Source organism: Pseudomonas sp. MF08875 (assembly GCF_059862525.1).
The window spans coordinates 15,674-40,230 of the sequence record NZ_JCBCUW010000005.1 but is presented as its reverse complement, the minus strand read 5'-3'; the positions used below and the strand labels follow the sequence as shown (position 1 = coordinate 40,230).

General features: G+C 64.5%; 17 protein-coding genes. 15 read left to right on the top strand and 2 right to left on the bottom strand.

Annotated elements, in window-relative coordinates:
• Window positions 1–145 precede the first annotated feature (145 nt).
• The 6 genes from AC19YT_RS04245 (at window position 146) to rarD (ending at window position 10,998) form a co-directional block, all read left to right on the top strand.
• Window positions 146–1,888 carry a potassium/proton antiporter gene (locus tag AC19YT_RS04245; protein ID WP_500609811.1) on the top strand — a complete coding sequence of 581 codons (1,743 nt, stop codon included), beginning with the start codon at window positions 146–148 and terminating at the stop codon, window positions 1,886–1,888.
• A gap of 34 nt (window positions 1,889–1,922) precedes the next feature.
• Window positions 1,923–5,273, top strand: a complete 3,351-nt coding sequence (mscK, locus tag AC19YT_RS04240) for a mechanosensitive channel MscK (RefSeq protein WP_095110903.1) — start codon at window positions 1,923–1,925, stop codon at window positions 5,271–5,273.
• Between the two features lie 48 nt (window positions 5,274–5,321).
• The gene (gene selO, locus AC19YT_RS04235; RefSeq protein ID WP_500599920.1) at window positions 5,322–6,785 is read left to right on the top strand and encodes a protein adenylyltransferase SelO; all 1,464 of its coding nucleotides are present in this window, start codon (window positions 5,322–5,324) and stop codon (window positions 6,783–6,785) included.
• 66 nt (window positions 6,786–6,851) lie between these two features.
• Window positions 6,852–8,753, top strand: coding sequence for a PhoX family protein (locus AC19YT_RS04230; protein ID WP_500609810.1), 1,902 nt, complete (start codon window positions 6,852–6,854; stop codon window positions 8,751–8,753).
• A 155-nt stretch (window positions 8,754–8,908) separates the two neighbouring features.
• Entirely contained in the window at window positions 8,909–9,883 is a 975-nt protein-coding gene (locus AC19YT_RS04225) for a serine/threonine protein kinase (protein WP_095110906.1), read from the top strand.
• Between the two features lie 227 nt (window positions 9,884–10,110).
• Window positions 10,111–10,998 carry an EamA family transporter RarD gene (rarD, locus tag AC19YT_RS04220; protein ID WP_095110907.1) on the top strand — a complete coding sequence of 296 codons (888 nt, stop codon included), beginning with the start codon at window positions 10,111–10,113 and terminating at the stop codon, window positions 10,996–10,998.
• 219 nt (window positions 10,999–11,217) lie between these two features.
• Here the strand turns inward: rarD and AC19YT_RS04215 are convergent, their stop codons facing one another.
• On the bottom strand, window positions 11,218–11,736 hold the full coding sequence (locus AC19YT_RS04215) for a glycine cleavage system transcriptional repressor (RefSeq protein ID WP_095110908.1): 519 nt from the start codon (window positions 11,734–11,736) through the stop codon (window positions 11,218–11,220).
• A gap of 494 nt (window positions 11,737–12,230) precedes the next feature.
• On the opposite strand from AC19YT_RS04215, the gene AC19YT_RS04210 reads away from it, so the two are divergent.
• The gene (locus AC19YT_RS04210) at window positions 12,231–14,408 is read left to right on the top strand and encodes a malate synthase G (RefSeq protein WP_500599915.1); all 2,178 of its coding nucleotides are present in this window, start codon (window positions 12,231–12,233) and stop codon (window positions 14,406–14,408) included.
• An 82-nt stretch (window positions 14,409–14,490) separates the two neighbouring features.
• On the opposite strand, the gene AC19YT_RS04205 is transcribed toward AC19YT_RS04210, so the two are convergent.
• On the bottom strand, window positions 14,491–14,934 hold the full coding sequence (locus AC19YT_RS04205) for a response regulator (protein ID WP_095110910.1): 444 nt from the start codon (window positions 14,932–14,934) through the stop codon (window positions 14,491–14,493).
• A 243-nt stretch (window positions 14,935–15,177) separates the two neighbouring features.
• Here AC19YT_RS04205 and AC19YT_RS04200 point away from each other — a divergent pair, with 243 nt between their 5' ends.
• The 8 genes from AC19YT_RS04200 to AC19YT_RS04165 all read left to right on the top strand — a co-directional run bounded on the left by AC19YT_RS04200 (window position 15,178) and on the right by AC19YT_RS04165 (window position 24,471).
• Window positions 15,178–17,112, top strand: a complete 1,935-nt coding sequence (locus tag AC19YT_RS04200; protein ID WP_095110911.1) for a putative nucleotidyltransferase substrate binding domain-containing protein — start codon at window positions 15,178–15,180, stop codon at window positions 17,110–17,112.
• Window positions 17,109–17,816, top strand: a complete 708-nt coding sequence (locus AC19YT_RS04195; RefSeq protein ID WP_500599912.1) for a 3'-5' exonuclease — start codon at window positions 17,109–17,111, stop codon at window positions 17,814–17,816. The genes AC19YT_RS04200 and AC19YT_RS04195 overlap by 4 nt, the downstream gene beginning before the upstream one ends.
• A gap of 122 nt (window positions 17,817–17,938) precedes the next feature.
• On the top strand, window positions 17,939–18,457 hold the full coding sequence (locus AC19YT_RS04190) for an RNA polymerase sigma factor (protein WP_095110913.1): 519 nt from the start codon (window positions 17,939–17,941) through the stop codon (window positions 18,455–18,457).
• A complete protein-coding gene (locus tag AC19YT_RS04185; RefSeq protein ID WP_095110914.1) occupies window positions 18,454–19,431 on the top strand; it encodes a FecR family protein in 978 nt (325 codons plus the stop codon). Before AC19YT_RS04190 ends, AC19YT_RS04185 begins: the two co-directional genes overlap by 4 nt.
• 347 nt (window positions 19,432–19,778) lie before the next feature.
• A complete protein-coding gene (locus AC19YT_RS04180; protein ID WP_500609809.1) occupies window positions 19,779–22,226 on the top strand; it encodes a TonB-dependent siderophore receptor in 2,448 nt (815 codons plus the stop codon).
• A gap of 169 nt (window positions 22,227–22,395) precedes the next feature.
• Window positions 22,396–23,514, top strand: a complete 1,119-nt coding sequence (locus tag AC19YT_RS04175) for a PepSY-associated TM helix domain-containing protein (RefSeq protein WP_500599906.1) — start codon at window positions 22,396–22,398, stop codon at window positions 23,512–23,514.
• A complete protein-coding gene (locus AC19YT_RS04170) occupies window positions 23,511–23,690 on the top strand; it encodes a hypothetical protein (RefSeq protein ID WP_500609808.1) in 180 nt (59 codons plus the stop codon). Before AC19YT_RS04175 ends, AC19YT_RS04170 begins: the two co-directional genes overlap by 4 nt.
• A 151-nt stretch (window positions 23,691–23,841) precedes the next feature.
• Complete coding sequence (locus AC19YT_RS04165; RefSeq protein WP_500599903.1) at window positions 23,842–24,471, top strand: glutathione S-transferase N-terminal domain-containing protein; 630 nt, start codon at window positions 23,842–23,844, stop codon at window positions 24,469–24,471.
• The last annotated feature ends 86 nt before the right edge of the window (window positions 24,472–24,557 follow it).

Sequence of the window (24,557 nt, the reverse complement as noted above, 5' to 3'; positions counted from 1 at the left end):
CAGCCCACTCCGGCTGGGAGTGGGTTCACGCGGTGTGGCCAGATAAAAGCTTTTTGACAGTACGCTATTTCAACAGGTTAGAATCCCTGGCACGCAGACTGCATGGTCAGTTTGCGCCCGCCCTTCTGCTTCTGGAGTACTGCCTTTGAATGCGACGACCATCAACAGCCTGTTCTTGATCGGCGCGTTGCTGGTAGGTGCGAGCATTCTGGTGAGTTCCCTTTCTTCACGCCTGGGCATCCCGATTCTGGTGATTATCCTGGCGGTGGGCATGACCGCTGGCGTCGATGGCGGCGGCATCATCTTTGACAACTACCCCACGGCCTATCTGGTCGGCAACCTCGCCCTGGCGGTCATCCTGCTGGACGGTGGCTTGCGCACGCGGGTGTCGAGCTTTCGCGTGGCGCTGTGGCCGGCGTTGTCTTTGGCCACGGTGGGGGTGTTGATTACCACCGGGCTGACCGGCATGGCCGCCGCGTGGCTGTTTGACCTGAGCCTGATGCAAGGCCTGCTGGTGGGCGCCATCGTTGGCTCCACCGATGCCGCGGCGGTGTTTTCACTGTTGGGCGGCAAGGGCCTGAACGAGCGGGTCAGCGCCAGCCTGGAGATCGAGTCCGGCAGCAATGACCCGATGGCGGTGTTCCTCACCGTGACCCTGATCGACATCCTCGCCAGCGGCCAGAGTGACCTGCACTGGAGCCTGTTGGGCCACTTGGTGCGCGAATTCGGCATCGGCGGCGCCATTGGCCTGGGCGGCGGCTGGTTGCTGCTGCAACTGGTCAACCGCATCAACCTGGCCGCGGGCCTGTACCCGATCCTGGTGATCGCCGGCGGCCTCTTGGTGTTCGCCCTGACCAACGCCCTGCACGGCAGTGGGTTCCTGGCGGTGTACCTGTGTGGCCTGGTGATCGGCAACCGCCCGGTGCGCAGCCGCCACGGCATCCTGCATATGCTTGATGGCATGGCGTGGCTGGCGCAGATCGGCATGTTCCTGGTGCTGGGGCTGCTGGTCACGCCCCATGACCTGCTGCCCATCGCTCTGCCGGCACTGGGCCTGGCGCTGTGGATGATCCTGTTCGCCCGGCCGCTGTCGGTGATGGTCGGCCTGCTGCCGTTCAAGGCGTTCCATGGCCGCGAAAAAGTGTTCATTTCCTGGGTCGGCCTGCGCGGCGCGGTGCCGATCATTCTCGCGGTGTTCCCGCTGATGGCCGGGCTGCCCAATGCCCAGTTGTACTTCAACCTGGCGTTCTTCATCGTTCTGGTGTCGCTGTTGGTGCAGGGCACGAGCCTGCCGTGGGTGGCCAAGTTGCTCAAGGTCACGGTGCCGCCGGAACCGGCGCCGATCTCCCGGGCGGCGCTGGAGGTGCATGTCACCAGCGAGTGGGAGCTATTCGTCTACCGCCTCGGCGCGGAGAAATGGTGCATCGGCGCCGCCCTGCGCGAGCTGAAAATGCCCGAGGGTACGCGGATCGCCGCGTTGTTCCGCGGCCAGCAACTGCTCCACCCCTCCGGTAGCACGGTGCTAGAAGCCGACGACCTGCTGTGTGTGATCGGCCACGAACACAACCTCCCAGCCCTGGGCAAGCTGTTCAGCCAGGCGCCGCAACGGGGCCTGGACTTGCGCTTCTTCGGCGATTTCGTCCTCGAAGGCGATGCCCAACTGGGCGCGGTGTCGGCGTTGTACGGCCTGCAATTCGAGGGCTTGGACCCCGACATGCCGCTGAGCCGCTTCATTACCCAGAAGGTCGGCGGCGCGCCGGTGGTGGGCGACCAGGTGGAATGGAACGGCACAATCTGGACCGTCGCGGTGATGGACGGGAACAAGATTGGCAAAGTGGGCGTCAGATTCCCCGAAGGAAGTCGCCCGGGCCCCGGGTTGTTCCTCTAAACTGCGTTTTTCCACCCTGTCTTGACCGGTCTCTATGCCAATCTTGCGCACTCTTTTTGCCACGGCCCTGCTGAGCCTGTGCCTGTCCCTCGGTGCCGTCCAGGCAGCCGAGCCCCCCAGCAGCGAAGCGGTTCAGCGCAGCCTGGACAAAATCGCCGACCGCAAACTGCCGGAGGCCGACCAGAAAGCCCTGCAAGCGGTGTTGCAGCAAACCCTCAACCAGCTCAATAACAAGGCTGACTACGAGCAGCGGCTGATCGACCTCAAGCAGCAACTGGCCAACGCCCCGCGCCAGAACAGCGAAAACCAGAAAGAACTCGAACGCCTCAAGGCCACCAAAGTGGTGCCCGTGGCCCAGCGCTACGCCAACCTGGACGTGCCGCGGCTCGAACAGTTGCTGACCGAGCGCAGCACCCAGCAAAGCGACCTGCAAAAGGCCCTGGCCGACGCCAACAGCCTGACCATCACCGCCCAGACGCGCCCCGAGCGGGCCCAGGCCGAAATCAGCAGCAGCCAAACGCGCATCCTGCAAATCAACAGCCTGCTCAAGGCCGGCAAGGACGGCGGCAAGCCCCTTACCGCCGAGCAACGCGACCAGCTCAACGCCGAGCTGGCGGCCCTCAACGCCCTGATTCCGCTGCGCCGCCAGGAACTGGCCGGCAACAGCCAACTGCAAGACCTGGGCAACAGCCAGCACGATTTGGTGCTGGAAAAAGCCGCACGCCTGGAGCAGGAAATCCAGGACCTGCAAACCCTGATTAACCAGAAGCGCCTGGCCCAGTCCCAGGAAACCGTGACCCAGCAATCGATCGAGGCGCAGAAGGCCGGCGGCAGCAGCCTGTTGGCCAGCGAGAGCTCGGCCAACCTCAAGCTCTCCGATTACCTGCTCAAAAGCACCGACCGCCTCAACGAACTGACCCAACAGAACCTCAAGACCAAGCAATTGCTCGACAACGTGACCCAGAGCGACGCGGCCCTGGACGAGCAGATCAGCGTGCTCAAGGGCAGCCTGCTGCTGTCCAAGATCCTCTACAAACAGAAGCAGGCCTTGCCGCGCCTGCAGATGGACGGCGACCTGGCCGACCAGATCGCCGACATCCGCCTCTACCAGTTCGAGGTCAACCAGCAACGCGAACTCATCAGCAGCCCGAGCAAGTACGTGGACAACCTGCTGGCCACCCAGCCCGCGGAGCAAATCACCCCGCAACTGCGCCGCACCCTGCTGGAACTGGCGATGACCCGCGCCGACCTGCTGGAGCGCCTGAGCCGCGAACTGAGCGCCCTGCTCAACGAATCCATCACCCTGCAACTGAACCAGAAGCAACTGCTGACCACCGCGCAAAACCTGCGCGCCACCCTCGACGAGCAGATGTTCTGGATCCCCAGCAACAAGCCCCTGGACCTGGAATGGTTGCGCACCATGCCCCAGCGCCTGGAAAAGCAGATCGATAACCTGCCCTGGGCCTCCAGCCTGAGCGAGTTGCGCGACGGCCTGACCCAGCGGCCGCTGCTGTTCCTGCCGTTGCTACTGCTGTTCGGCGTGTTGCTGTGGCGGCGCAAGCCCTTATATGCGCGGCTCAACAAGGTCCACCAGGACATCGGCCACTTCAAGCGCGACAGCCAGTGGCACACGCCCCAGGCGATCCTTATCAACGTGCTGCTGGCGATGCCGGTGGCCCTGGCCCTGGCCCTGTGCGGCTACGCCTTGCAGATCGACGCCCGCGGGCAGAACGCCAACCTCGGCGCGGCGCTGATCCAGACCGCCCAGGCCTGGCTGGTGTTTTACACCGCCTACCGCATCCTCGCCCCCGGGGGCGTGGCGGAGCTGCATTTTCGCTGGGAGAAACCTCAGGTCGAGTTCCTGCAGGTGTGGGTGCGGCGCCTGGGCATCGTGGTGCTGGCGCTGGTGGCGGTGGTGGCCGTGGCCGAACACCAACCGGCGGCGCTGGCAGAAGACGTGCTGGGCATTGCCGTGGTGCTGACCTGCTACGCCCTGATGGCGTGGCTGCTCAGCCGCCTGCTGCTGAGCAGCCCGACCCACAAGAACACCTCGCTGTTTCGCAAGGCCCTGGGGGTGCTGTTCACCGCGCTGCCCATCGCCCTGTTCATCGCCGTGTGCTTTGGCTACTTCTACACCGCGCTCAAACTCAGCGACCGACTCATCAACACCCTGTACCTGCTGATGTTCTGGCTGGTGATCGAAGCCACTTTCGTGCGTGGCCTGGGCGTGGCGGCGCGGCGCCTGGCCTATGCCCGGGCCCTGAGCAAGCGCCAGGCCGCCAAGGAGGCGGGCGACGGCGACGTGGTGGTCGAAGAACCGACCCTGGACATCGAACAGGTCAACGAGCAGTCCATGCGCCTGATCCGCCTGGCCTTGCTCGGCGGGTTCATCGCAGCGCTGTACTGGGTCTGGGCCGACCTGATTACCGTGTTCTCCTACCTGGACAACATCACCCTCTACGAATACACCAGCGGCACCGGCGCCAACATGAGCATGGTGCCCATCAGCATCGGCGACATGCTCGGCGCGCTGATTATCATCGGCATCACCTTCGCCCTGGCGCGCAACCTGCCGGGCCTGCTGGAGGTGCTGGTGCTGTCCAAGCTCGACCTGGCCCAGGGCAGCGCCTACGCCACCACCACATTGCTGTCGTACGTGATCGCCGGCGTGGGGTTTGTCTCCACCCTGTCCACCCTGGGCGTGAGCTGGGACAAGCTGCAATGGCTGGTGGCCGCGCTGTCGGTGGGCCTGGGGTTTGGCATGCAGGAGATCTTCGCCAACTTCATCTCCGGGATCATGATCCTGTTCGAGCGCCCGGTGCGCATCGGCGACACCATCACCATCGGCAACCTGTCGGGCACGGTGAGCAAGATCCGCATCCGCGCCACCACCATCACCGACTTCGACCGCAAGGACATCATCGTCCCCAACAAGACGTTCATTACCGGGCAACTGATTAACTGGTCGCTGACCGACACCATCACCCGCGTCACCCTGAAGCTGGGGGTGGACTACGGCTCCGACCTGGACCTGGTCAAGGAACTGCTACTCAAGGCCGCCCGGGAAAACCCCCGCGTGCTCAAGGAGCCCGAGCCCCTCGTGTACTTCCTCAACTTCGGCGAGAGCACCCTGGACCACGAACTGCGCATGCACGTGCGCGACCTGGGCGACCGCAACCCGGTGGTGGACGAGGTCAACCGTTTCATCAACCGCGAGTTCAAGAAGCAGCACATCAACATTTCGTTCCGCCAGATGGAGGTCTACCTGAAAAACCTCCAAGGCCAGGAATACAAAATGGTGCCCATCGACCCGGAAACCAAAACCATCGGGCCCAAGGCCGACGGTAAACCCGACAGCGAGCCACCGCCGGCCAAGCTCGACTAGCCCGGTTAATCCCAGCAGAATGCTCGGACATTCTGCTGGAGATGGCCCTTGAAAGCCCTCGACGAACTGACCTTCGACAACCGCTTCGCCCGCCTGGGCGACGCCTTCTCGACCCACGTACTGCCCGAGCCCATCGACGACCCGCGCCTGGTGGTGGCAAGCCCCGCCGCCATGGCCCTGCTCGACCTCGACCCGGCGCAGGCCGACACCCCGGTGTTTGCCCAACTGTTCGGCGGCCACAAACTGTGGGCCGAGGCGCAACCGCGGGCGATGGTCTATTCCGGGCATCAGTTCGGCAGCTACAACCCGCAACTGGGGGACGGCCGCGGCCTGCTGCTGGGGGAGGTCTGCAACGCGGCGGGCGAGCACTGGGACCTGCATCTCAAAGGCGCAGGGCAAACGCCCTACTCGCGCATGGGCGATGGCCGCGCCGTGCTGCGCTCTTCAATCCGCGAATTTCTCGCCAGCGAAGCCCTGCATGCCCTGGGTATTCCCACCTCGCGGGCGCTGTGCGTGATCGGCTCCAGCACCCCGGTGTGGCGCGAAAAACAGGAGCGCGCCGCCATGGTCCTGCGCCTGGCGCCCAGCCATGTGCGCTTTGGCCACTTCGAGTATTTCTACTACACAAAGCGTACTGACGAGCACACCGCCCTGGCCGAACACGTGCTGGCCGCGCATTTCCCCCAGTGCCGCGAGCAGCCGCAGCCGTACCTGGCGATGTTCCGCGAGATCGTCGAGCGCAACGCCGAACTGATCGCCAAGTGGCAGGCCTATGGCTTCTGCCATGGGGTGATGAACACCGACAACATGTCGATCCTGGGCATCACCTTCGACTTCGGCCCGTTCGCCTTCCTCGACGACTTCGACGCCAACTTCATCTGCAACCACTCCGACGACCGTGGCCGCTACGCCTTCAGCAACCAGGTGCCCATCGGCCAATGGAACCTCAGCGCCCTGGCCCAAGCCCTGACGCCGCTGATCGAGGTCGAAGCCTTGCGCGAAACCCTGGGGCTGTTCCTGCCGCTGTACCAGGCCCACTACCTGGACCTGATGCGCCGGCGCCTGGGCTTGACCCGCGCCGAAGACAGCGACGCGAAACTGATCGAGCACCTGCTGCAACTGATGCAAAGCGGCGGCATCGACTACAGCCTGTTCTTCCGCCGCCTCGGCGATGAGCCCGCCGAACAAGCCGTGGCGCGCCTGCGCGATGACTTCATCGACCGCCCGGGCTTCGACGCCTGGGCCGCGCACTACACCGCCCGCGTCGCCCGCGACGGCGAGCCGCGGCAAGACCTGCGCCGCAACCGCATGCACGCCGTCAACCCGCTGTACATCCTGCGTAACTACCTGGCGCAACACGCCATCGATGCCGCCGAAAACGGCGATTACAGCGTCGTGCGCCAATTGCACCAGGTGTTGAGCCAACCCTTTGACGAACAACCGGGCATGGCCGCCTACGCACAGCGCCCACCGGAGTGGGGCAAGCACCTGGAGATCAGTTGTTCGTCCTAGGCACCTGCAACATTTGTGTCATACGCGCTGGTTAAGGTGACTGCAAAAACCTGCAGGGAGCCTGATGTGAACCTATTAGAAGACAACCAACCCACCGACCTCGAAACCCTGGTGGGCATGAGCCGGCGTGGCTTTATCAGCGCCGGCGCCCTGTGTGGCGCGGCGATGTTTTTGGGCGGCAACCTGCTCAGCCGCAGCGCCCTGGCCATCGGCGCCAGCAGCGGCACCAGCCCTCTGCTCGGGTTTGCCAGCATCGCCGCCGCCACCACCGACACCATCAGCCTGCCCGCCGGCTACAGCGCCAAGGTCCTCATCAGTTGGGGCCAACCGCTGCACCAGGGCGGCCCGGCCTTCGACCCCAGCGGCAATGGCACGGCCAAGGCCCAGGAGCTGCAATTTGGCGACAACAACGACGGCATGAGCCTGTTCGCCTTCCCCGACGACCCCAACCGCGCGCTGATGGCGATCAACAACGAATACACCAACTACCGCTACCTCTACCCCCACGGCGGCATGCCGCAATCGGCCGAGGACGTGCACAAGGCCCAGGCCTGCGAAGGCGTCTCGGTGATTGAAGTGCAGCGCCGCGACGGCCACTGGCAGTTCGTCCAGGGTTCGCGCTACAACCGCCGCATCCACGGCAACGCGCCGATCCGCGTCGGCGGCCCGGCGGCCGGCCACGCGCTGCTCAAAACCAGCGCCGACCCCAGCGGCAAACTTGTGCTGGGCACCTTCCAGAACTGCGCCAACGGCAAGACCCCGTGGGGCACGTACCTGACGTGCGAAGAAAACTTCACCGACTGCTTTGGCAGCAGCAACGCCGAGCAGCACTTCGACGCCGCGCAAAAGCGCTACGGCGCCGTGGCCGCCAGCAAAGAAATCAACTGGCATCAGCACGACCCGCGTTTTGACCTGGCGAAGAACCCCAACGAACTCAACCGCCATGGCTGGGTGGTGGAAATCGACCCGTTCGACCCACAATCCACCCCGGTCAAGCGCACCGCTCTGGGCCGCTTCAAGCATGAAAACGCAGCCCTGGCCGAAACCGGCGACGGCCGCGCCGTGGTGTACATGGGCGACGACGAGCGCGGCGAGTTCATCTACAAGTTCATCAGCCGCGACAAGATCGACCACAAAAACCCCAAGGCCAACCGCGACCTGCTGGACCACGGCACCCTCTACGTCGCCGTGTTCGATGGCGGCGACGGCAACACCGACCACCCCAAGGGCCAGGGCCAGTGGGTGGAGTTGAGCCACGGCAAAAACGGCCTCGACGCCAGTAACGGCTTCGCCGACCAGGCCCAGGTGCTGATCCATGCGCGCCTGGCCGCCAGCGTGGTCAAGGCCACGCGCATGGACCGCCCGGAATGGATCGTGGTCAGCCCCAAGGACGGCCAGGTCTATTGCACCCTGACCAACAACGCCAAGCGCGGCGAAGACGGCCAACCGGTGGGCGGCCCCAACCCACGGGAGAAAAACGTCTACGGGCAGATCCTGCGCTGGCAGCCTGAGCGCGGCGAACACGGCGCCCCGACCTTTGCCTGGGATCTGTTCGTGGTCGCCGGCAACCCGGTGGTGCACGGCGGCACGGCCAAGGGTGGCTCGGCCAACATCACCCCACAGAACATGTTCAACAGCCCCGATGGCCTGGGTTTTGACGGTGCCGGGCGGTTGTGGATTCTCACCGACGGCGATTCGAGCAACGGCGGCGACTTCGCCGGCATGGGCAACAACCAAATGCTCTGCGCCGACCCGGACAGCGGTGAGATCCGTCGTTTCATGGTCGGCCCGGTGGGCTGCGAAGTCACCGGCATCAGCTTCGCGCCCGACTTCAAGACCCTGTTCGTGGGCATTCAGCACCCTGGCGAAAACGGCGGTTCGACCTTCCCCGAGCACCTGCCTAACGGCAAGCCGCGTTCATCGGTGATGGCAATCAGCCGGGAGGATGGCGGGATCGTCGGCGCCTGATAAACCGCCATCGCCGGCCCGCCCCAGCCTTGAATGCTTGGCACCCTTCAAGGCTGGGTGCGAGCCTGCTCGCGATAGCGATCCCCACCTATCTGCGCCCGTCTGCGCTAACATGCCGGGCCGGACGCGGCAGCCTGCTGCGCGCAGGAGTCAGCATGGCCCATCCGTTTGAAACCCTTACCCCCGACCTGGTGCTCGATGCCGTTGAAAGCATCGGTTTCCTCAGCGACGCTCGCGTGCTGGCGCTCAACAGCTACGAAAACCGCGTCTACCAAGTCGGCATCGACGACAGCGAACCGCTGATCGCCAAGTTCTACCGCCCCCAGCGCTGGACCAACGACGCCATCCTGGAAGAACACCGCTTCACCTTTGAACTGGCCGACTGCGAAGTGCCGGTGGTGGCGCCACTGATCCACAACGGCGAAAGCCTGTTCGAGCACGCCGGTTTCCGCTTCGCCCTGTTCCCGCGCCGTGGCGGCCGGGCGCCGGAGCCGGGCAACCTCGACCAACTCCATCGCCTCGGCCAATTGCTGGGGCGCTTGCACGCTGTGGGCGCCACCCGCCCGTTCGAGCACCGCGAAGCGCTGGGCGTGAAGAACTTCGGCCACGACTCGCTCAACACCCTGCTGGACGGCAACTTCATCCCCAAAAGCCTGCTGCCGGCCTATGAGTCGGTGGCGCGTGACCTGCTCAAGCGCGTGGAAGAGGTCTACAAGGCCACGCCCCACAAGAACATCCGCATGCACGGCGATTGCCACCCCGGCAACATGATGTGCCGCGACGAGGTGTTCCACATCGTCGACCTCGACGACTGCCGCATGGGCCCGGCGGTGCAAGACTTGTGGATGATGCTCGCCGGCGACCGTCAGGAATGCCTGGGGCAGCTGTCAGAACTGATGGATGGCTACCAGGAATTCCACGACTTCGACCCGCGCGAACTGGCGCTGATCGAACCCCTGCGCGCCCTGCGCTTGATGCACTACAGCGCCTGGCTGGCGCGGCGCTGGGACGACCCGGCGTTCCCCCACAGCTTCCCGTGGTTCGGCAGTGAGCGCTATTGGGGCGACCAGGTGCTGGCCCTGCGCGAGCAACTGTCGGCGCTCAATGAAGAGCCGTTGCGCTTGTTCTGAACACCGCGTGGCTACTGAGGAGTGGTGATGCGGGTGGGAGTGAGCCTGCTCGCGATAAAGCACCACTCCTCCAGCGGCTGGGAGGCCGCCATCGCGGGCACGCCTGCCCCCACAGAAGAAGACTGAATGCCTGCCATCGTCGCGAGCCCGCCCCCACAAAAAGCGGCAACCGCGGACAAACCTCCTTACAATCACCGCTTTGTTAGTTGCCTAAGCAAGGACTTTGCATGCCAGCCGCCAACCCGCGCCACGGCTACATCCTGGGCCTGAGTGCCTACATCATCTGGGGCCTGTTCCCGCTTTACTTCAAGGCCATCGCCTCGGTGCCGGCAGTCGAGATCATCATCCACCGGGTGTTGTGGTCGGCGCTGTTCGGCGGCTTGCTGTTGCTGGTGTGGAAGCACCCCGGTTGGTGGCGCGAACTGCGCGATAACCCGCGGCGCCTGGCGATCCTGGCGCTGAGCGGCACGCTGATCGCGGCGAACTGGCTGACCTACGTTTGGTCGGTGAACAGCGGGCACATGGTCGAGGCGAGCCTGGGCTACTACATCAACCCCTTGGTCAATGTACTGCTGGGCATGGTGATCCTGGGCGAGCGCCTGCGGCGCCTGCAATGGGTCGCGGTGGGGCTGGCGACATTGGGCGTGGCGCAGCAAGTGTGGCAACTGGGCAGCGTGCCGTGGATTTCCCTGGTGCTGGCGCTGACCTTCGGCTGCTACGGCCTGATCCGCAAACAGGCGCCGGTCAAAGCCCTGCCGGGGCTGGTGGTGGAAACCTGGATGCTGGTGCCGATTGCCCTGGGCTGGTTGCTGCTCAACCCCGGCGCCCACAGCGCGCAGATGGCGTTCTGGAGCACCAGCGAAGCCTGGTGGCTGGTGGCGGCCGGGCCGGTGACGCTCATCCCGCTGGTGTGCTTCAACGCCGCCGCACGGCACTTGCCTTACACCAGCCTGGGCTTTTTGCAGTACATCGCCCCCACCCTGGTGTTGCTGCAAGCGGTGCTGTTGTTTGGCGAACACTTGTCGCCCAGCACCCTGGTGGCGTTGGTCTTTATCTGGGCGGCCCTGGTGGTGTACAGCGTCGATATCTGGCTGAGCATCCGCAAGCGGCGCTGATCGAAAAACGTACAAACCCTCCCAGGCCACGCCCGCCGTGGCCTGCACGCATCTTTCCCAAGGTTATCCACAGGCCCATCCCCGGCGTTTGTGCACAAGCCGTTGAAACTGCTGGTTTTTTGCTCAATTGCTGAAGCAGCCCGGCCCGCCTGGGCTGGCGGCGAGTCTCTACAGGTTATCCACAGGCAGGTGCAAGGTTTCCTTGGATAACCCCGCCCTTCAGCTGTCGCTGCGCAGCACCAGCTCCACCATCAAGTCGTCGGCCAGGGTTTCCAGGCGTGTTTGCAGCACGTCCAGCGACAGGGTCAACGGCACCGCCAGCAGCGCCTCGGCATGGAACAGCGGCTCGCCGCTCATGGGCGCGGGGCGCACATCGGTTACCAACCGCTCCAGGTTGACGCCCTGCTCGCTCAACAGCCGCGTGATATCGCGCACGATACCCGGCCGGTCGTTGCCTACCAGTTCCATAGCGATAGGCTTCCAGGTGCACGACTGTTCGATGCCGCTTTCGGCGATCAGCACCCGGATGCCGTGGGTGGCCAAGCCTTGCAGAGCATCGACCAACGCGTCATAGGCCTCGGCGGGCACGCCGATGCGCAGGATCCCGGCAAACTGCCCGGCCATGCGCGCCATGCGGCTTTCCAGCCAATTGCCGCCGTGCTCGGCGATGCACTGGGCGATATGCTCGACCTGGCCGGGTTTGTCCGGGGCGATCACGGTGAGTACGAGGTGGTCCATGGCAAAGCCCTCAGGTGATGGATCGAACCAGTATAGGCAGCGCCCTCGCCTGCCGGAGGCCCATCTGCTGTAGCAAGCGGGCTAGCGCGCTGGCGACGGAGCCTCTGTGGAGCCGGTTAAAAAACATTCTGTGTACTGTTTTTATATTTATCTGGAACAATTCATCTGTTTTTTGAGAACATCGCCCACCACGGCGTGACCAGACTGCCGACTTAGGTCGCAGAACGACGTATTTAGTCTAATTTTCACAACCGCAATTCATCATGTAGTATGCCCCGGCGCGCACTACATAACGTTGGATCGATGTCTGCCACGGCGCCATCGCAACCCCGCACGGCACTATCGGCAAGGCGTCAAGCCTGTGATTGGAACGAACCAGCCGCCACAGTGATGGCATGTACTGGCACCGGGGTTTGTGGTTTAAATGGCCAGAGGCTTCATTGTTTTTTTACAAGAGCTGAAAAGCGAAATAGCTGAGCAGAGTGAGGCAAGCAATGACTGAACACGTTCAAGTCGGTGGCCTGCAGGTCGCCAAAGTCCTGTTCGACTTCGTGAATAACGAAGCCATTCCCGGTACCGGCCTCACCGCCGACCAGTTCTGGGCCGGTGCCGACAAGGTCATCCATGACCTGGCACCGAAGAACAAAGCCCTACTCGCCAAACGCGATGATTTCCAGGCGCGTATCGATGCCTGGCACCAGGCTCATGCCAGCCAGGCCCACGACGCCGTGGCCTACAAAGCCTTCTTGCAAGACATCGGTTATTTGCTGCCAGAAGCAGCGGATTTCCAGGCGACGACGCAAAACGTCGACGACGAAATCGCCCGCATGGCCGGCCCGCAACTGGTGGTGCCGGTGATGAACGCCCGCTTTGCCCTCAACGCCTCGAACGCCCGCTGGGGTTCGCTGTACGACGCGCTGTACGGCACCGACGCCATCAGCGAAGCCGATGGCGCGCAAAAGGGCAAAGGCTACAACAAGGTCCGTGGCGACAAGGTCATCGCCTTCGCCCGCGCCTTCCTCGACGAAGCCGCGCCCCTGGCCGCTGGCACCCACGTCGATTCCACGGGCTACAAGATTGTGGACGGCAAACTGGTGGTCGCCCTGGTGGGCGGCAGCAACAGTGGCCTGCGCAATGACGCGCAACTGATCGGCTACCACGGCGATGCCGCGGCACCGACCGCCGTGCTGCTGAAAAACCACGGCCTGCACTTCGAAATCCAGATCGATGCCAGCACCCCGGTGGGCCAGACCGATGCCGCCGGTGTCAAAGACATCCTGATGGAAGCCGCGCTGACCACCATCATGGACTGCGAAGACTCCGTCGCCGCCGTCGATGCCGACGACAAAGTGGTGATCTACCGCAACTGGCTCGGCCTGATGAAGGGCGACCTGGCCGAAGAAGTGGCCAAGGGCGGCCAGACCTTCACCCGCACCATGAACGCCGACCGCACCTACACCACCCCGGATGGCGGCGAACTGAGCCTGCACGGTCGTTCGCTGTTGTTCGTGCGTAACGTGGGCCACCTGATGACCATCGACGCGATCCTCGACAAGGACGGCAACGAAGTCCCCGAGGGCATTCTCGATGGCCTGATGACCAGCCTGGCGGCGATCCACAGCCTCAACGGCAACACCTCGCGCAAGAACAGCCGCACCGGTTCGGTCTACATCGTCAAACCGAAGATGCACGGCCCGGAAGAAGCCGCGTTCACCAACGAGTTGTTCGGCCGCATCGAAGACGTGCTGGCCCTGCCACGCAACACCCTCAAAGTCGGGATCATGGACGAGGAGCGCCGTACCACGGTCAACCTCAAGGCCTGCATCAAGGCCGCCAGCGAGCGCGTGGTGTTTATCAACACCGGGTTCCTGGACCGCACCGGCGATGAAATCCACACCTCCATGGAAGCCGGCGCGATGGTGCGCAAAGCCGCCATGAAAACCGAGAAGTGGATCGGCGCCTACGAGAACTGGAACGTCGATATCGGCCTGAGCACCGGCCTGCAAGGTCGCGCCCAGATCGGCAAAGGCATGTGGGCCATGCCTGACCTGATGGCCGCCATGCTGGAGCAGAAAATCGCCCACCCGCTGGCCGGCGCCAACACCGCGTGGGTACCGTCGCCGACCGCCGCCGCGCTGCACGCGCTGCACTACCACAAGGTCGATGTATTCGCCCGCCAGGCCGAACTGGCCAAGCGCGGCCGCGCGTCGGTGGACGACATCCTGACCATCCCGTTGGCGAGCAATCCCCACTGGTCGGCCGAAGAAATCCAGAACGAACTGGACAACAACGCCCAAGGCATCCTCGGTTATGTGGTGCGTTGGATCGACCAAGGCGTGGGTTGCTCCAAGGTGCCGGACATCAACGACATCGGCCTGATGGAAGACCGTGCCACGCTGCGTATCTCCAGCCAGCACATCGCCAACTGGCTGCGTCACGGCATCGTCACTCAAGCTCAGGTGCTGGAAAGCCTCAAGCGCATGGCCCCAGTGGTAGACCGCCAGAACGCCGGGGACGCGCTGTACCGCCCACTGGCCCCGAACTTCGACAGCAACATTGCCTTCCAGGCAGCGGTCGAACTGGTGATCGAAGGCACCAAACAGCCCAACGGCTACACGGAGCCGGTGCTGCACCGCCGCCGCCGTGAGTTCAAGGCTGCCAACGGCCTGTAAGCCAACGCCGTAAACCACAAAGCCCCGGCCGCAAGGTCGGGGCTTTGTCGTTTCTGGCACCTGTTCGTAGGACGCAGGCTGGCTATGCCATGCCCAATTCGTGCTTGACCAGCGCCAGCAGCTTGTCGGTATCGATGGGCTTGAGCAAAAAATCCACCACGTTCAAATGCATGGCGGCGATGGCGTCGCCCACTTCGGCGTCGCCGGAAACGATGATGATCGGCAGCGCTGCGCGCACCGATTCGCGCACCTGGCGGATCAGGTCCAGGCCATCGAAGGGCGCCATGCGCAGGTCAGTAATCAGCAGGCCGATGGAGTTGCGCGAGGCCAAGAGGTCGAGCGCGGCCTTGCCGCTGGCGGCAGTCAGGCAGTGGATGCCGTCCAGGGCGAGGATTTCTGCGAGAAGCTCGCGGGCATCGCGGTCGTCGTCAACGATCAGTACCCGTTGCGGCGGCAAATCCGGTTCCAGCATCACGGCACTGAGCGCCTCGCGCTCGGCCTCGCTCAAAATATCGTGGTCAGGCATAACAATCTCTACAGGTTCAAGACAATCTCCCAGCACAGTGGTCTGACATCGCCGGGCGAAGCTTCAATGTGCGCTTCGTCGGAAAGTTTTCCAAGAGTGCCGACAAGCGGTTTATTCGCCAGTTCTCGTAGGCCATGTCTGAATATTTGTGACCGAGCCTAGACTTACGTCCAATGGGCACTGCGCACCGGGCAGCCGACCATGGCCGCCACAACAAATCCAAAAAGACTGCGGTACACGCCAATGAGCAAAACGGATGCCTTCACCCAGGCAGGGAAAACCGCGGTGTTGCAGAACATCCACGGCACCATGCAGTTCCTGCAGCGCTTCCCGCCCTTCAACCAGATGGAAAACGCCCACTTGGCGTACCTGGTGGAGCAATGCCAACTGCGCTTCTATGCCGCTGGCGAGAGCATCGTCAAACCTGCCGACGGGCCGGTGGAGCATTTTTTTATCGTCAAGCAGGGCCGCGTGGTGGGTGAGCGCCCGCACACGGCGCGGGGCGGTACCGAAACCACGTTCGAGATCACCACGGGCGAGTGCTTTCCCCTGGCCGCGCTGCTGGGCGAGCGCGCCACCCGCACCGAGCATCGGGCGGGGGAGGACACCTTCTGCCTGCAACTGAACAAACTCGCGTTCATCAAGCTGTTCGCCCTCTCCAGCGCCTTTCGCGATTTTGCCCTGCGCGGGGTCAGCAGCCTGCTGGACCAGGTCAACCAGCAGGTGCAGCAAAAAGCCGTGGAAACCCTCGGCACCCAATACTCCCTGAACACGCGCCTGGGTGAATTGGCCATGCGCCACCCGGTCAGTTGCCTGCCCGCCACGCCCCTGCGCGAGGCGGTGACGCTGATGCATGAGCAGCAGGTCGGCAGCATTGTGGTGGTGGATGAGCACAAGGCACCGCTGGGCATTTTCACCCTGCGCGACCTGCGCCAAGTGGTGGCCGACGGCACCAGCGATTTCAACCAAAGCATCGCCCGGCACATGACCCAGGCGCCGTTTTTCCTCAGCCCCGAGCACAGTGCGTTTGATGCGGCCATCGCCATGACCGAGCGGCATATCGCCCACGTCTGCCTGGTCAAGGATCAGCGCCTGTGCGGCGTGGTGTCAGAGCGCGATCTGTTCTCCCTGCAGCGGGTCGACCTGGTGCACCTGGCCCGCACCATCCGCAATGCGCCCCGGGTGGAGAACCTGGTGGCCATGCGCGGGGAAATCGGCCAATTGGTCGAGCGCATGCTGGCCCACGGTGCGTCTTCGACCCAAATCACCCACATCATCACCCTGCTCAACGACCACACCGTGTGTCGGGTCATCGAGCTGGCCCTGGCCGACAAGGGCGACCCCGGCGTGCCGTTCACCTGGCTGTGCTTTGGCAGCGAAGGGCGCCGCGAGCAGACCCTGCACACCGACCAGGACAACGGCATCCTCTTCGAGGCCCGCGACGCCGCCCATGCCGCCGAGATCCGCGGCAAGCTGTTGCCCCTGGCGCAGCACATCAACCAGAACCTGGCGTTGTGCGGTTTTACCCTGTGCAAAGGCAACATCATGGCCGGCAACCCCGAGCTGTGCCTGTCGCGGGCCGAATGGGCGCGGCGCTTCGCGGCGTTTATCCGCGAGGCGACACCGGAAAACCTGCTGGCCTCCAGCATCTACTTCGACCTGCGGGTGGTATGGGGTGACGAACAGGGTTGCGAGCAACTGCGCCGGGGCATCCTGGAGCAGGTCGCCGACAACCGCTTGTTCCAACGCATGATGGCCGAGAACGCCCTGCGCCAACGCCCGCCCGTGGGGCGCTTCCGCGATTTCGTGCTGACGCGCAAAGGCACGGACAAAGCCACCCTGGACTTGAAAGTGCAAGGCCTGACCCCCTTCGTCGACGGCGCCCGCCTGCTGGCCCTGGCCAACGGCGTGGAAGCCAACAACACCCTCGAACGCCTGCGCCAATTGGTCGAGCGCGAAGTGATCGAACGCCTGGACGGCGCCGCCTACGAGGAGGCTTACCACTTCATCCAGCAAACCCGCATGCAGCAACACCAATTGCAGACCCGGGAAAACCTGCCCTACTCCAACCGCGTCGACCCCGACAGCCTCAACCACCTCGACCGGCGCATCCTGCGCGAGTCCCTGCGCCAGGCCCAACGCCTGCAAAGCAGCCTGGCCCTGCGGTATCAGCTATGAGCCTGTTCAACTGGCTGCGCCCCAGCGCGCCGACCCTGAGCCCAACCCAGCAACAACGCCTGGAGGCCCTGGCGCCCGCCGCGCCACTGGACGAGTGCAGCCTGCGCGAGCAGCGCTGGGTGGTGGTGGACCTGGAAACCACCGGCCTGAACCTGAACAAAGATGTAGTGCTGTCCATCGGCGCCGTGGTGATCGAAGACGGCGCCATCGATTTTCGTCAACAGTTCGAGCGCACCCTGCAACGCCCCGACCACAGCGTCGGGCCCAGCGTGTTGATCCATGGCCTGGGGCCCAGCGCGATTGCCGCCGGCAGCGACCCGGTGGAGGCCTTGCTCGACTTCATGGAATTTGTCGGCGATAGCCCGCTGCTGGCCTTCCATGCGCCCTTCGACCAGCACATGCTCGGCCGCGCCCTGAAAACCAGCCTGGGCTACCGCTTGCAGCACCCGTTCCTGGATGTGGCGGACATGGCGCCGCTGGTCTGCCCCCAGGCGCACATCCGCGAGGCGGGGCTGGACGACTGGATCGAGCACTTCAAGCTGCACGTGGGCGAACGCCACCACGCCAGCGCCGACGCCCTGGCCACCGCCGAACTGGCGCTGATCCTGTTTAGCCGCGCCCGCCAGCAGCAAATCCACAGCCCGCTGAACCTGCAACAACGCCTGGGCCAATGGAAACGCCGACGCCAGGCGCAGTCGTTCTGACCTAGCGGGCTCGCCCGCCTGCTACAGCAGCACCCGACCAACGCCAATTGCGCCGCCTCCAGGCTTCTGCCAGAATCGCGAACAATTCTCGTTAGCTTAAACTCCTACGTCGGTGATGCCCTGTGTCGTCAGTCCAAAACCCCAACAATGAGCTGGTAGGTTCGCTTTATCGCGACCATCGCGGCTGGCTGTTGGCTTGGCTGCGGCGCAATGTGGCCTGCCCGCAGCGCGCCGAGGACCTGAGCCAGGACACGTTCGTGCGCCTGCTGGGCCGCGACAGCTTCAACGCCCCGCGTGAACCGCGGGCGTTTTTGGTGGCCATCGCCAAGGGCCTGTTGTTCGACTACTTCCGCCGCGCCGCGCTGGAACAGGCCTACCTCAGCGAACTGATGCTGATCCCCGTGCACGAACAACCGTCCCCGGAAGAACAGCAACTGATCCTCGAAGACCTCAAGGCCATCGATCGCCTGCTAGGCAAGCTCTCGACCAAGGCCCGCGCCGCGTTCCTCTACAACCGTCTCGACGGCATGAGCCACGGCGAAATCGCCGAGCGCCTCGGTGTGTCGGTGCCCCGCGTGCGCCAGTACCTGGCCCAGGGCATCCGCCAGTGCTACATCGCCCTGTACGGCGCGCCGCAATGAGCCGCGCCGAACGCCAACCCGTCTCGGCACAGGTGCTGGACGCCGCGATTGCCTGGCAGTTGTGCCTGGACTGCGGCGCCGCCAGCGCGCTGGAGCGCGAAGCCTTCGCCCAATGGCACGCCGCCGCCGAAGAACACGCCCGCGCCTGGCGGCAACTGGGCATGCTCGACCAACGCTTCAGCGCCGCCAGCGGCCCGGCGCGCACGGCCCTGCTGCAATCGCGCGAAGGCATCCGCCGGCGCGTGCGCAAACTCGGCACCGGGTTGGCCAGTGTGGTGTTGGTGTGCGGCCTGGCGCTGTTCGCCGGCCCGCGCTACCTGCCTGTGGATTACTGGCTGGCCGACCAACGCACCGCCACCGGCGAGCAACGCACGCTGCGCCTGGCCGACGGCACCCTTATCAACCTCAACACCCACAGCGCGATGGACGTGCGCTTCGACGACAAGCAGCGGCGCATCGTGTTGCAGGAAGGGGAAATCCTGGTCGAGACCGGCCACAACGACCCACGCCCGTTTATCGTCGAAACCGCCGACGGCAGCCTGCGCGCCCTGGGCACACGCTTCTTGGTGCGCCGCGAAGAGGCCGGCACGCGCCTGAGCGTGCTGCAATCGGCCGTGGCCGCCCACCCGCAGGCCGGCGCCGACGAGCAGATCTACCAGGCCGGCCAGCAAGTGCTGATGCGCCGCGACGGCCTCGGCCCGCTGATCGCCCTCAAGCCCGGCGCCGACGCCTGGACCCGCGGCATGCTGGTGGTGGACAACGCGCGCCTGGAAGACCTGGTCAACGAACTGAGCCGCTACCGCCCCGGCCACCTGGGCGTGACCGCGCAAGTGGCCGACCTGCGTATCACCGGCAGCTTCCCGCTGCACGACACCGACCTGGCCCTCACCGCCCTGCTGCCGACCCTGCCGGTGCAGATCCAGCAGCACACGCCGTGGTGGGTGACGGTCGAGGCCAAGGTTGAGCCGCTTTAGCCTCAAAACGCTGTTGGGGCATTTTCCTGTGGGAGCAACGGTCTTACCTCGACCATTCGTCACCGCCACTCAGTGCCGCCATCGCGAGCAGGCTCGCGCCCACAGAAAAAATAAAATTCCACCCTCACCACCATTCAACTGTGGGAGCGGGCCTGCCCGCGATGGCGGCAGTACTGTCGATACGTATCCATTCGATGGCCGACCTCATCGCGGGCGAGCGGAGCGGCGCCCGGCCCACACCCCTCTTTACTTGCTGAATCGAAATTAATTTCATTCACGCCCTATCACTTTTCCCATCTCGTTCGGCACCTAGGCAATTGAGAAATATTTCCATTCAGGAGCCGCCGATGTCCCGTTCGTTCGATACCCTGTTGCGCCCCAGCCTGTTGGCCGTCGCCATCGCCCTGTGCACACCGCTGGCCAGCACCGCCTTGATCGCCGCCGAGCAGGCGTCCGCCGTGCGCGCCTACAACCTGGCGGCTGCACCCTTGGCCGGCACCCTGAATCAGATCGCCAGCCAGGCCGGCCTGGCCCTGACCCTGGACCCCGCCCTGGCCGCCGGCAAGACCTCGGCGCCGGTGCAGGGCCAGTTCGACGCCAGCACCGCCCTACGCCAGGCCCTACGTGGCACCGGCCTGCAACTGGAACAGAGCGGCGCCGGCACCTACAGCCTGGCCCCAGTGCCGGAGGGCGCATTGGCCCTGCCGGTTACCAGCATCACCGGCCAGGCAAACCTGGAAAGCGCCTGGGGCCCGGCCGACGGTTACGTCGCCACCCGCACCGCCGCCGGCACCAAGACCGACACGCCGATTGTCGAAGCACCGCGCTCGATGACGGTGATTACCCGCGAGCAACTGGACGAGCGCCAAGTGCTCAACCTCAACGACGCGTTGCGCTACACCGCCGGCGTGCAGAGCAGCGGCTACGGTTCCGACTCGCGCGCCGACTGGCTGCGGGTGCGCGGCTTCGACCCGACCCAGTTCCTCGACGGCATCCCGCTGCCCAAGGGCTCGTTCTCCAACCCCAAGGTCGAGCCGTGGAACCTGGAGCGCATCACCGTGTTGCGCGGCCCGGCCTCGTCCGTGTACGGCCAGACCCCGCCCGGCGGCATGCTCGACATGGTCAGCCGCCGCCCCCAGGCTGAAAGTGCCCACCAGGTCGAAGCCCAGGCCGGCAGCAACGAACACAAGCAAATCAACTTCGACAGCACCGGCAAAATCGATGACGAAGGCCGCTTTCTCTACCGCGTCAGCGGCGTGGTGCGCGACAGCAACGCGCCGGTCGATCACATCCCGGACAAGCGCTACAACATCGCCCCCAGCCTGACCTGGAACATCAACGACGACACCAAGCTGACGTTCATTTCCCAGTACACCCGCGACGATACCGGCATCACCGGGCAGTTCCTGCCGTTGCAGGGCACCCAACTGCCAGGCAGCAAGATTTCCCACCACAAGAACCTCGGCGAGCCGGGTTGGGACTTCTACGACCGCACCTACTACGCCCTGGGCTACGCCTTTGAAACGCACCTCAACGACACCTGGCAGTTCAAGCAAAACCTGCGCTACACCAAGAGCGATTTGGGTTTTCAAGCCGTCAACGTCGGCACCATCAACACGGTCGATGCCGATGGCAACGTCAACCGCGAGGCGGGCATCGTCAACGAAGACATCAGCCAGTTCGCCGTGGACAACAACTTCCAGGCTGACTTCCAGACCGGCGCCGTGCAGCACACCCTGTTGCTGGGCGTCGATCACCAGCGCTCCAACACCAACTACCAATGGCTGTACGGCGGCTCGTACACCTACGGCGCCGACGGTAAACCCAATGGCTACAACGTGCCGCCGATCAACGTGAACCGCCCGGTGCACGGCCAGGACATGTCCAATGTCAGCTACTTCGCGTTGCAGGACTTTGGCCAGAAAACCCAGCAAACCGGCGTTTACATCCAGGACCAGATGGCCCTGGACAACTGGCGCCTGACCCTGGGCGGGCGTGAAGACTGGGTGCACACCGGCACCACCTTCCACAACAGAGGCGACGCCACCAGCACCCAGCGCGACAAAGCCTTCACCGGCAACGTCGGCCTGAGCTACGTGTTCGACAACGGCGTGACGCCGTACCTGTCCTACACCGAGTCGTTCCAACCGAGCACCGGCGCCAGCGTCGATGCGGCGCAATCGTTCAAACCCACCGAGGGCCGCCAGTACGAGGCCGGCGTAAAGTATCAACCCGTGGGCAGCCGCAGCCTGCTGACCGCCGCCGTGTATGACTTGCGCCAGAGCAACGTGAAAGTCGCCGAAGGCAGCCTCACCCGCCAGGTCGGCGAAGTGCAGGTCCGCGGCCTGGAGCTGGAAGCCACCACCCAGGTCAACGACAACCTCAAGGTGGTCGGCTCCTACACCTACACCGACACCGAAACCCTCAAGGGCAAACCCGACGAAGTGGGCAAGCGTATGGCGCTGATCCCGCGCAACCAGGCCACCCTGTGGGGCGACTACACCTGGAACGCCGGCGTGCTCGACGGCTTCGGCATGGGCGCGGGCGTGCGCTACGTCGGTGACACCTACGGCAATGCCAGCAACACCGCCGTCGCCCACGTGGGCTCCTACACCGTGTACGACGCCGCCGTGCACTACGACATGGGCCGCCTGGGCAACAGCCTCAAAGGCATGACCGTCGCCGTCGAAGCCAAGAACCTGTTCAACAAGGACTACCTGGCCAACTGCGACGGCTACTGGTGCTACTACGGTGACGAACGCAACGTGGTCGCCAGCGTGAATTACAAATTCTAAAAAGAGATAAACCCTTGTAGGAGCGAGCCTGCTCGCGATGGCGGCCGGCCAACCGACAGCGATGTTGGCTGGGCCGGCGCTATCGCGAGCAGGCTCGCTCCCACCCAAGAAAAATCCCGTGACCTATAGGCTGCCCGCAAGGCAGCCTATTTTTGCCTGTGGAGCCCCGATGAAAAGCCGAACCATCCGCCGCTGGTCTGCGGTTCATACCTGGACCAGCCTGATCTGCACCGCATTCCTGCTGATGCTGGCGCTGACCGGCCTGCCGTTGATCTTTCACCATGAAATCGATCACCTGCTGGGCGATGCGCCCGAGCTGGCGCAATTGCCCGCCGATACCCCCCAACTGGACTTGCAGCAACTGGTGCTCAAGGCCCAGGCCCATCGCCCCGGGGAAGTGATGCAGTACTTCGGCTGGGATGAAGAAGACCCCAACGGCGTGGTGGCGATCATGGCCGCCACCGCCGGCACCGAGCCCAACGCGTCCCACACCTTCATGCTCGATGCCCGCACCGGCGAGGTGGTGGACATGCCTTCGGCCAATGGCGGGGTGATGATGTTCATCCTGCGCCTGCATGTGGATATGTTCGCCGGGTTAGCGGGCAAGCTGCTGCTGGCGTTCATGGGCATCCTGTTCGTGCTGGCGATTGTCTCGGGCGCGGTGTTGTACCTGCCGTTCATGCGCCGCTTGAAATTCGCCACCGTGCGCCACGACAAATCCACCCGCCTGCGCTGGCTCGACCTGCACAACCTGATCGGCGTCGTGACCCTGACCTGGGCCCTGGTGGTGGGCGTGACCGGGGTCATCAGCGCCTGCGCCGACCTGATTATCGCGGCGTGGCGCAACGACAGTCTCAGCGCCATGGTCCAGCCCTACCGCGATGCCCCGCCGCTGGCCGCGCTGGCCCCGGCCAGCCGCTTGCTCGACATCGCGCAAGAAGCTGCACCCGGCATGCGCCCGGACTTCATCGCCTTCCCCGGCACGCGCTTTTCCAGCGAGCACCACTACGCGGTGTTCATGAAAGGCAGCACCCACCTGACCTCACACCTGCTCACCCCGGTACTGATCGACGCCAGCACCCTCAAGGTCACTGCCGTGGCGCAACGGCCCTGGTACATGGACGCCATGGGCATGTCCCAGCCCCTGCACTTTGGCGACTACGGCGGCATGCCGATGAAAATCCTCTGGGCCGTGCTGGACGTGCTGACCATCGTCGTCCTTGGCAGTGGCCTGTACCTGTGGGTCGTGCGGCGCAAAGCGGCGAAAGCCGTGGAGGTGCCCGCGTGAAGCCACGGCAATCGAATTTCTGGAAGGTCTTCGCCATTCCCAGCGTCATCGCCCTGCTCAGCGCGGCCGGGCTGTTTGCCGCGCTGCTGGGGGATGGCGTGTGGGACGGCTTGAGTTGGTTGGGGTTGGGGGTGCCGGCGGTGTTGGGTATTCGGGGGTTGTGGCGTAAGGCTTGAGGGCGCCGCCCAGCCCGCTCCCACGGGGATTGCGCTGAACCCTGTGGGAGCGGGCCCGCCCGCGATAGCCATCTGGCGACCAGAAAAACAACCCAGCCTTTTCCCACGCAGACCGCCCGCAGCTACACTCGATGCTTTTCGAGGAACGCCCATGTCCGCGCCCAGCATGACCCTCTTCCACAACCCGGCCTCGCCCTATGTGCGCAAGGTCAGGGTGCTGCTCCACGAAACCGGGCAACAGAGCCGGGTGGCATTGCAACTGAGCCAGTTAAGCCCGGTGCACCCCGATGCGGCGCTGAACCTGGACAACCCCCTGGGCAAGATCCCGGCCCTGCGCCTGGCCGACGGCACTGTCATCCACGACAGCCGGGTGATCCTTGACTACCTCGACCACCAGCATGTCGGCAACCCGCTGATCCCCCGCGACGGCCCGGCGCGCTGGCGGCGCCTGACGCTGGCCTCAATGGCCGACGGGATCCTGGACGCCGCCGTGCTGGTGCGTTACGAACTGGCCCTGCGCGCGCCTGAGAAGCACTGGGAACAATGGCTCGAGGCCCAACGCGACAAAATGCGCCGGGCCCTGGCGGCCTTCGAGGCCCAGGCCATCGCCGAACTCGCCAGCCACTTTGACGTGGCCGCCATCAGCCTGGCTTGCGCCTTGGGTTACCTGGATTTTCGCCACCCCGACCTGCAATGGCGCACCGCCAACCCACAGTTGGCGGCGTGGTATGCCCAGGTCAGTCAGCGTGAATCGATGCGCGAGACTGAACCACCGCAGTAAAGCCCCGGCATCGCGGTGGAGGGGCAAGGGTTATCGCGAGCTGGCTCGCTCCCACGGGCAAGCGCATTCCAATGTGGGAGAGGGCC

Excerpts from the sequence above, each read along its gene's own strand:
- AC19YT_RS04180 (WP_500609809.1), top strand. The coding sequence starts at position 19,779 with ATGTCCCGTTCGTTCGATACCCTGTTGCGCCCCAGCCTGTTGGCCGTC.
- mscK (WP_095110903.1), top strand. The coding sequence starts at position 1,923 with ATGCCAATCTTGCGCACTCTTTTTGCCACGGCCCTGCTGAGCCTGTGC.
- AC19YT_RS04175 (WP_500599906.1), top strand. The coding sequence starts at position 22,396 with ATGAAAAGCCGAACCATCCGCCGCTGGTCTGCGGTTCATACCTGGACC.
- AC19YT_RS04185 (WP_095110914.1), top strand. The coding sequence starts at position 18,454 with ATGAGCCGCGCCGAACGCCAACCCGTCTCGGCACAGGTGCTGGACGCC.
- AC19YT_RS04165 (WP_500599903.1), top strand. The coding sequence starts at position 23,842 with ATGTCCGCGCCCAGCATGACCCTCTTCCACAACCCGGCCTCGCCCTAT.
- AC19YT_RS04210 (WP_500599915.1), top strand. The coding sequence starts at position 12,231 with ATGACTGAACACGTTCAAGTCGGTGGCCTGCAGGTCGCCAAAGTCCTG.
- AC19YT_RS04225 (WP_095110906.1), top strand. The coding sequence starts at position 8,909 with ATGGCCCATCCGTTTGAAACCCTTACCCCCGACCTGGTGCTCGATGCC.
- AC19YT_RS04195 (WP_500599912.1), top strand. The coding sequence starts at position 17,109 with ATGAGCCTGTTCAACTGGCTGCGCCCCAGCGCGCCGACCCTGAGCCCA.
- rarD (WP_095110907.1), top strand. The coding sequence starts at position 10,111 with ATGCCAGCCGCCAACCCGCGCCACGGCTACATCCTGGGCCTGAGTGCC.
- AC19YT_RS04215 (WP_095110908.1), bottom strand. The coding sequence starts at position 11,736 with ATGGACCACCTCGTACTCACCGTGATCGCCCCGGACAAACCCGGCCAG.
- AC19YT_RS04200 (WP_095110911.1), top strand. The coding sequence starts at position 15,178 with ATGAGCAAAACGGATGCCTTCACCCAGGCAGGGAAAACCGCGGTGTTG.
- AC19YT_RS04205 (WP_095110910.1), bottom strand. The coding sequence starts at position 14,934 with ATGCCTGACCACGATATTTTGAGCGAGGCCGAGCGCGAGGCGCTCAGT.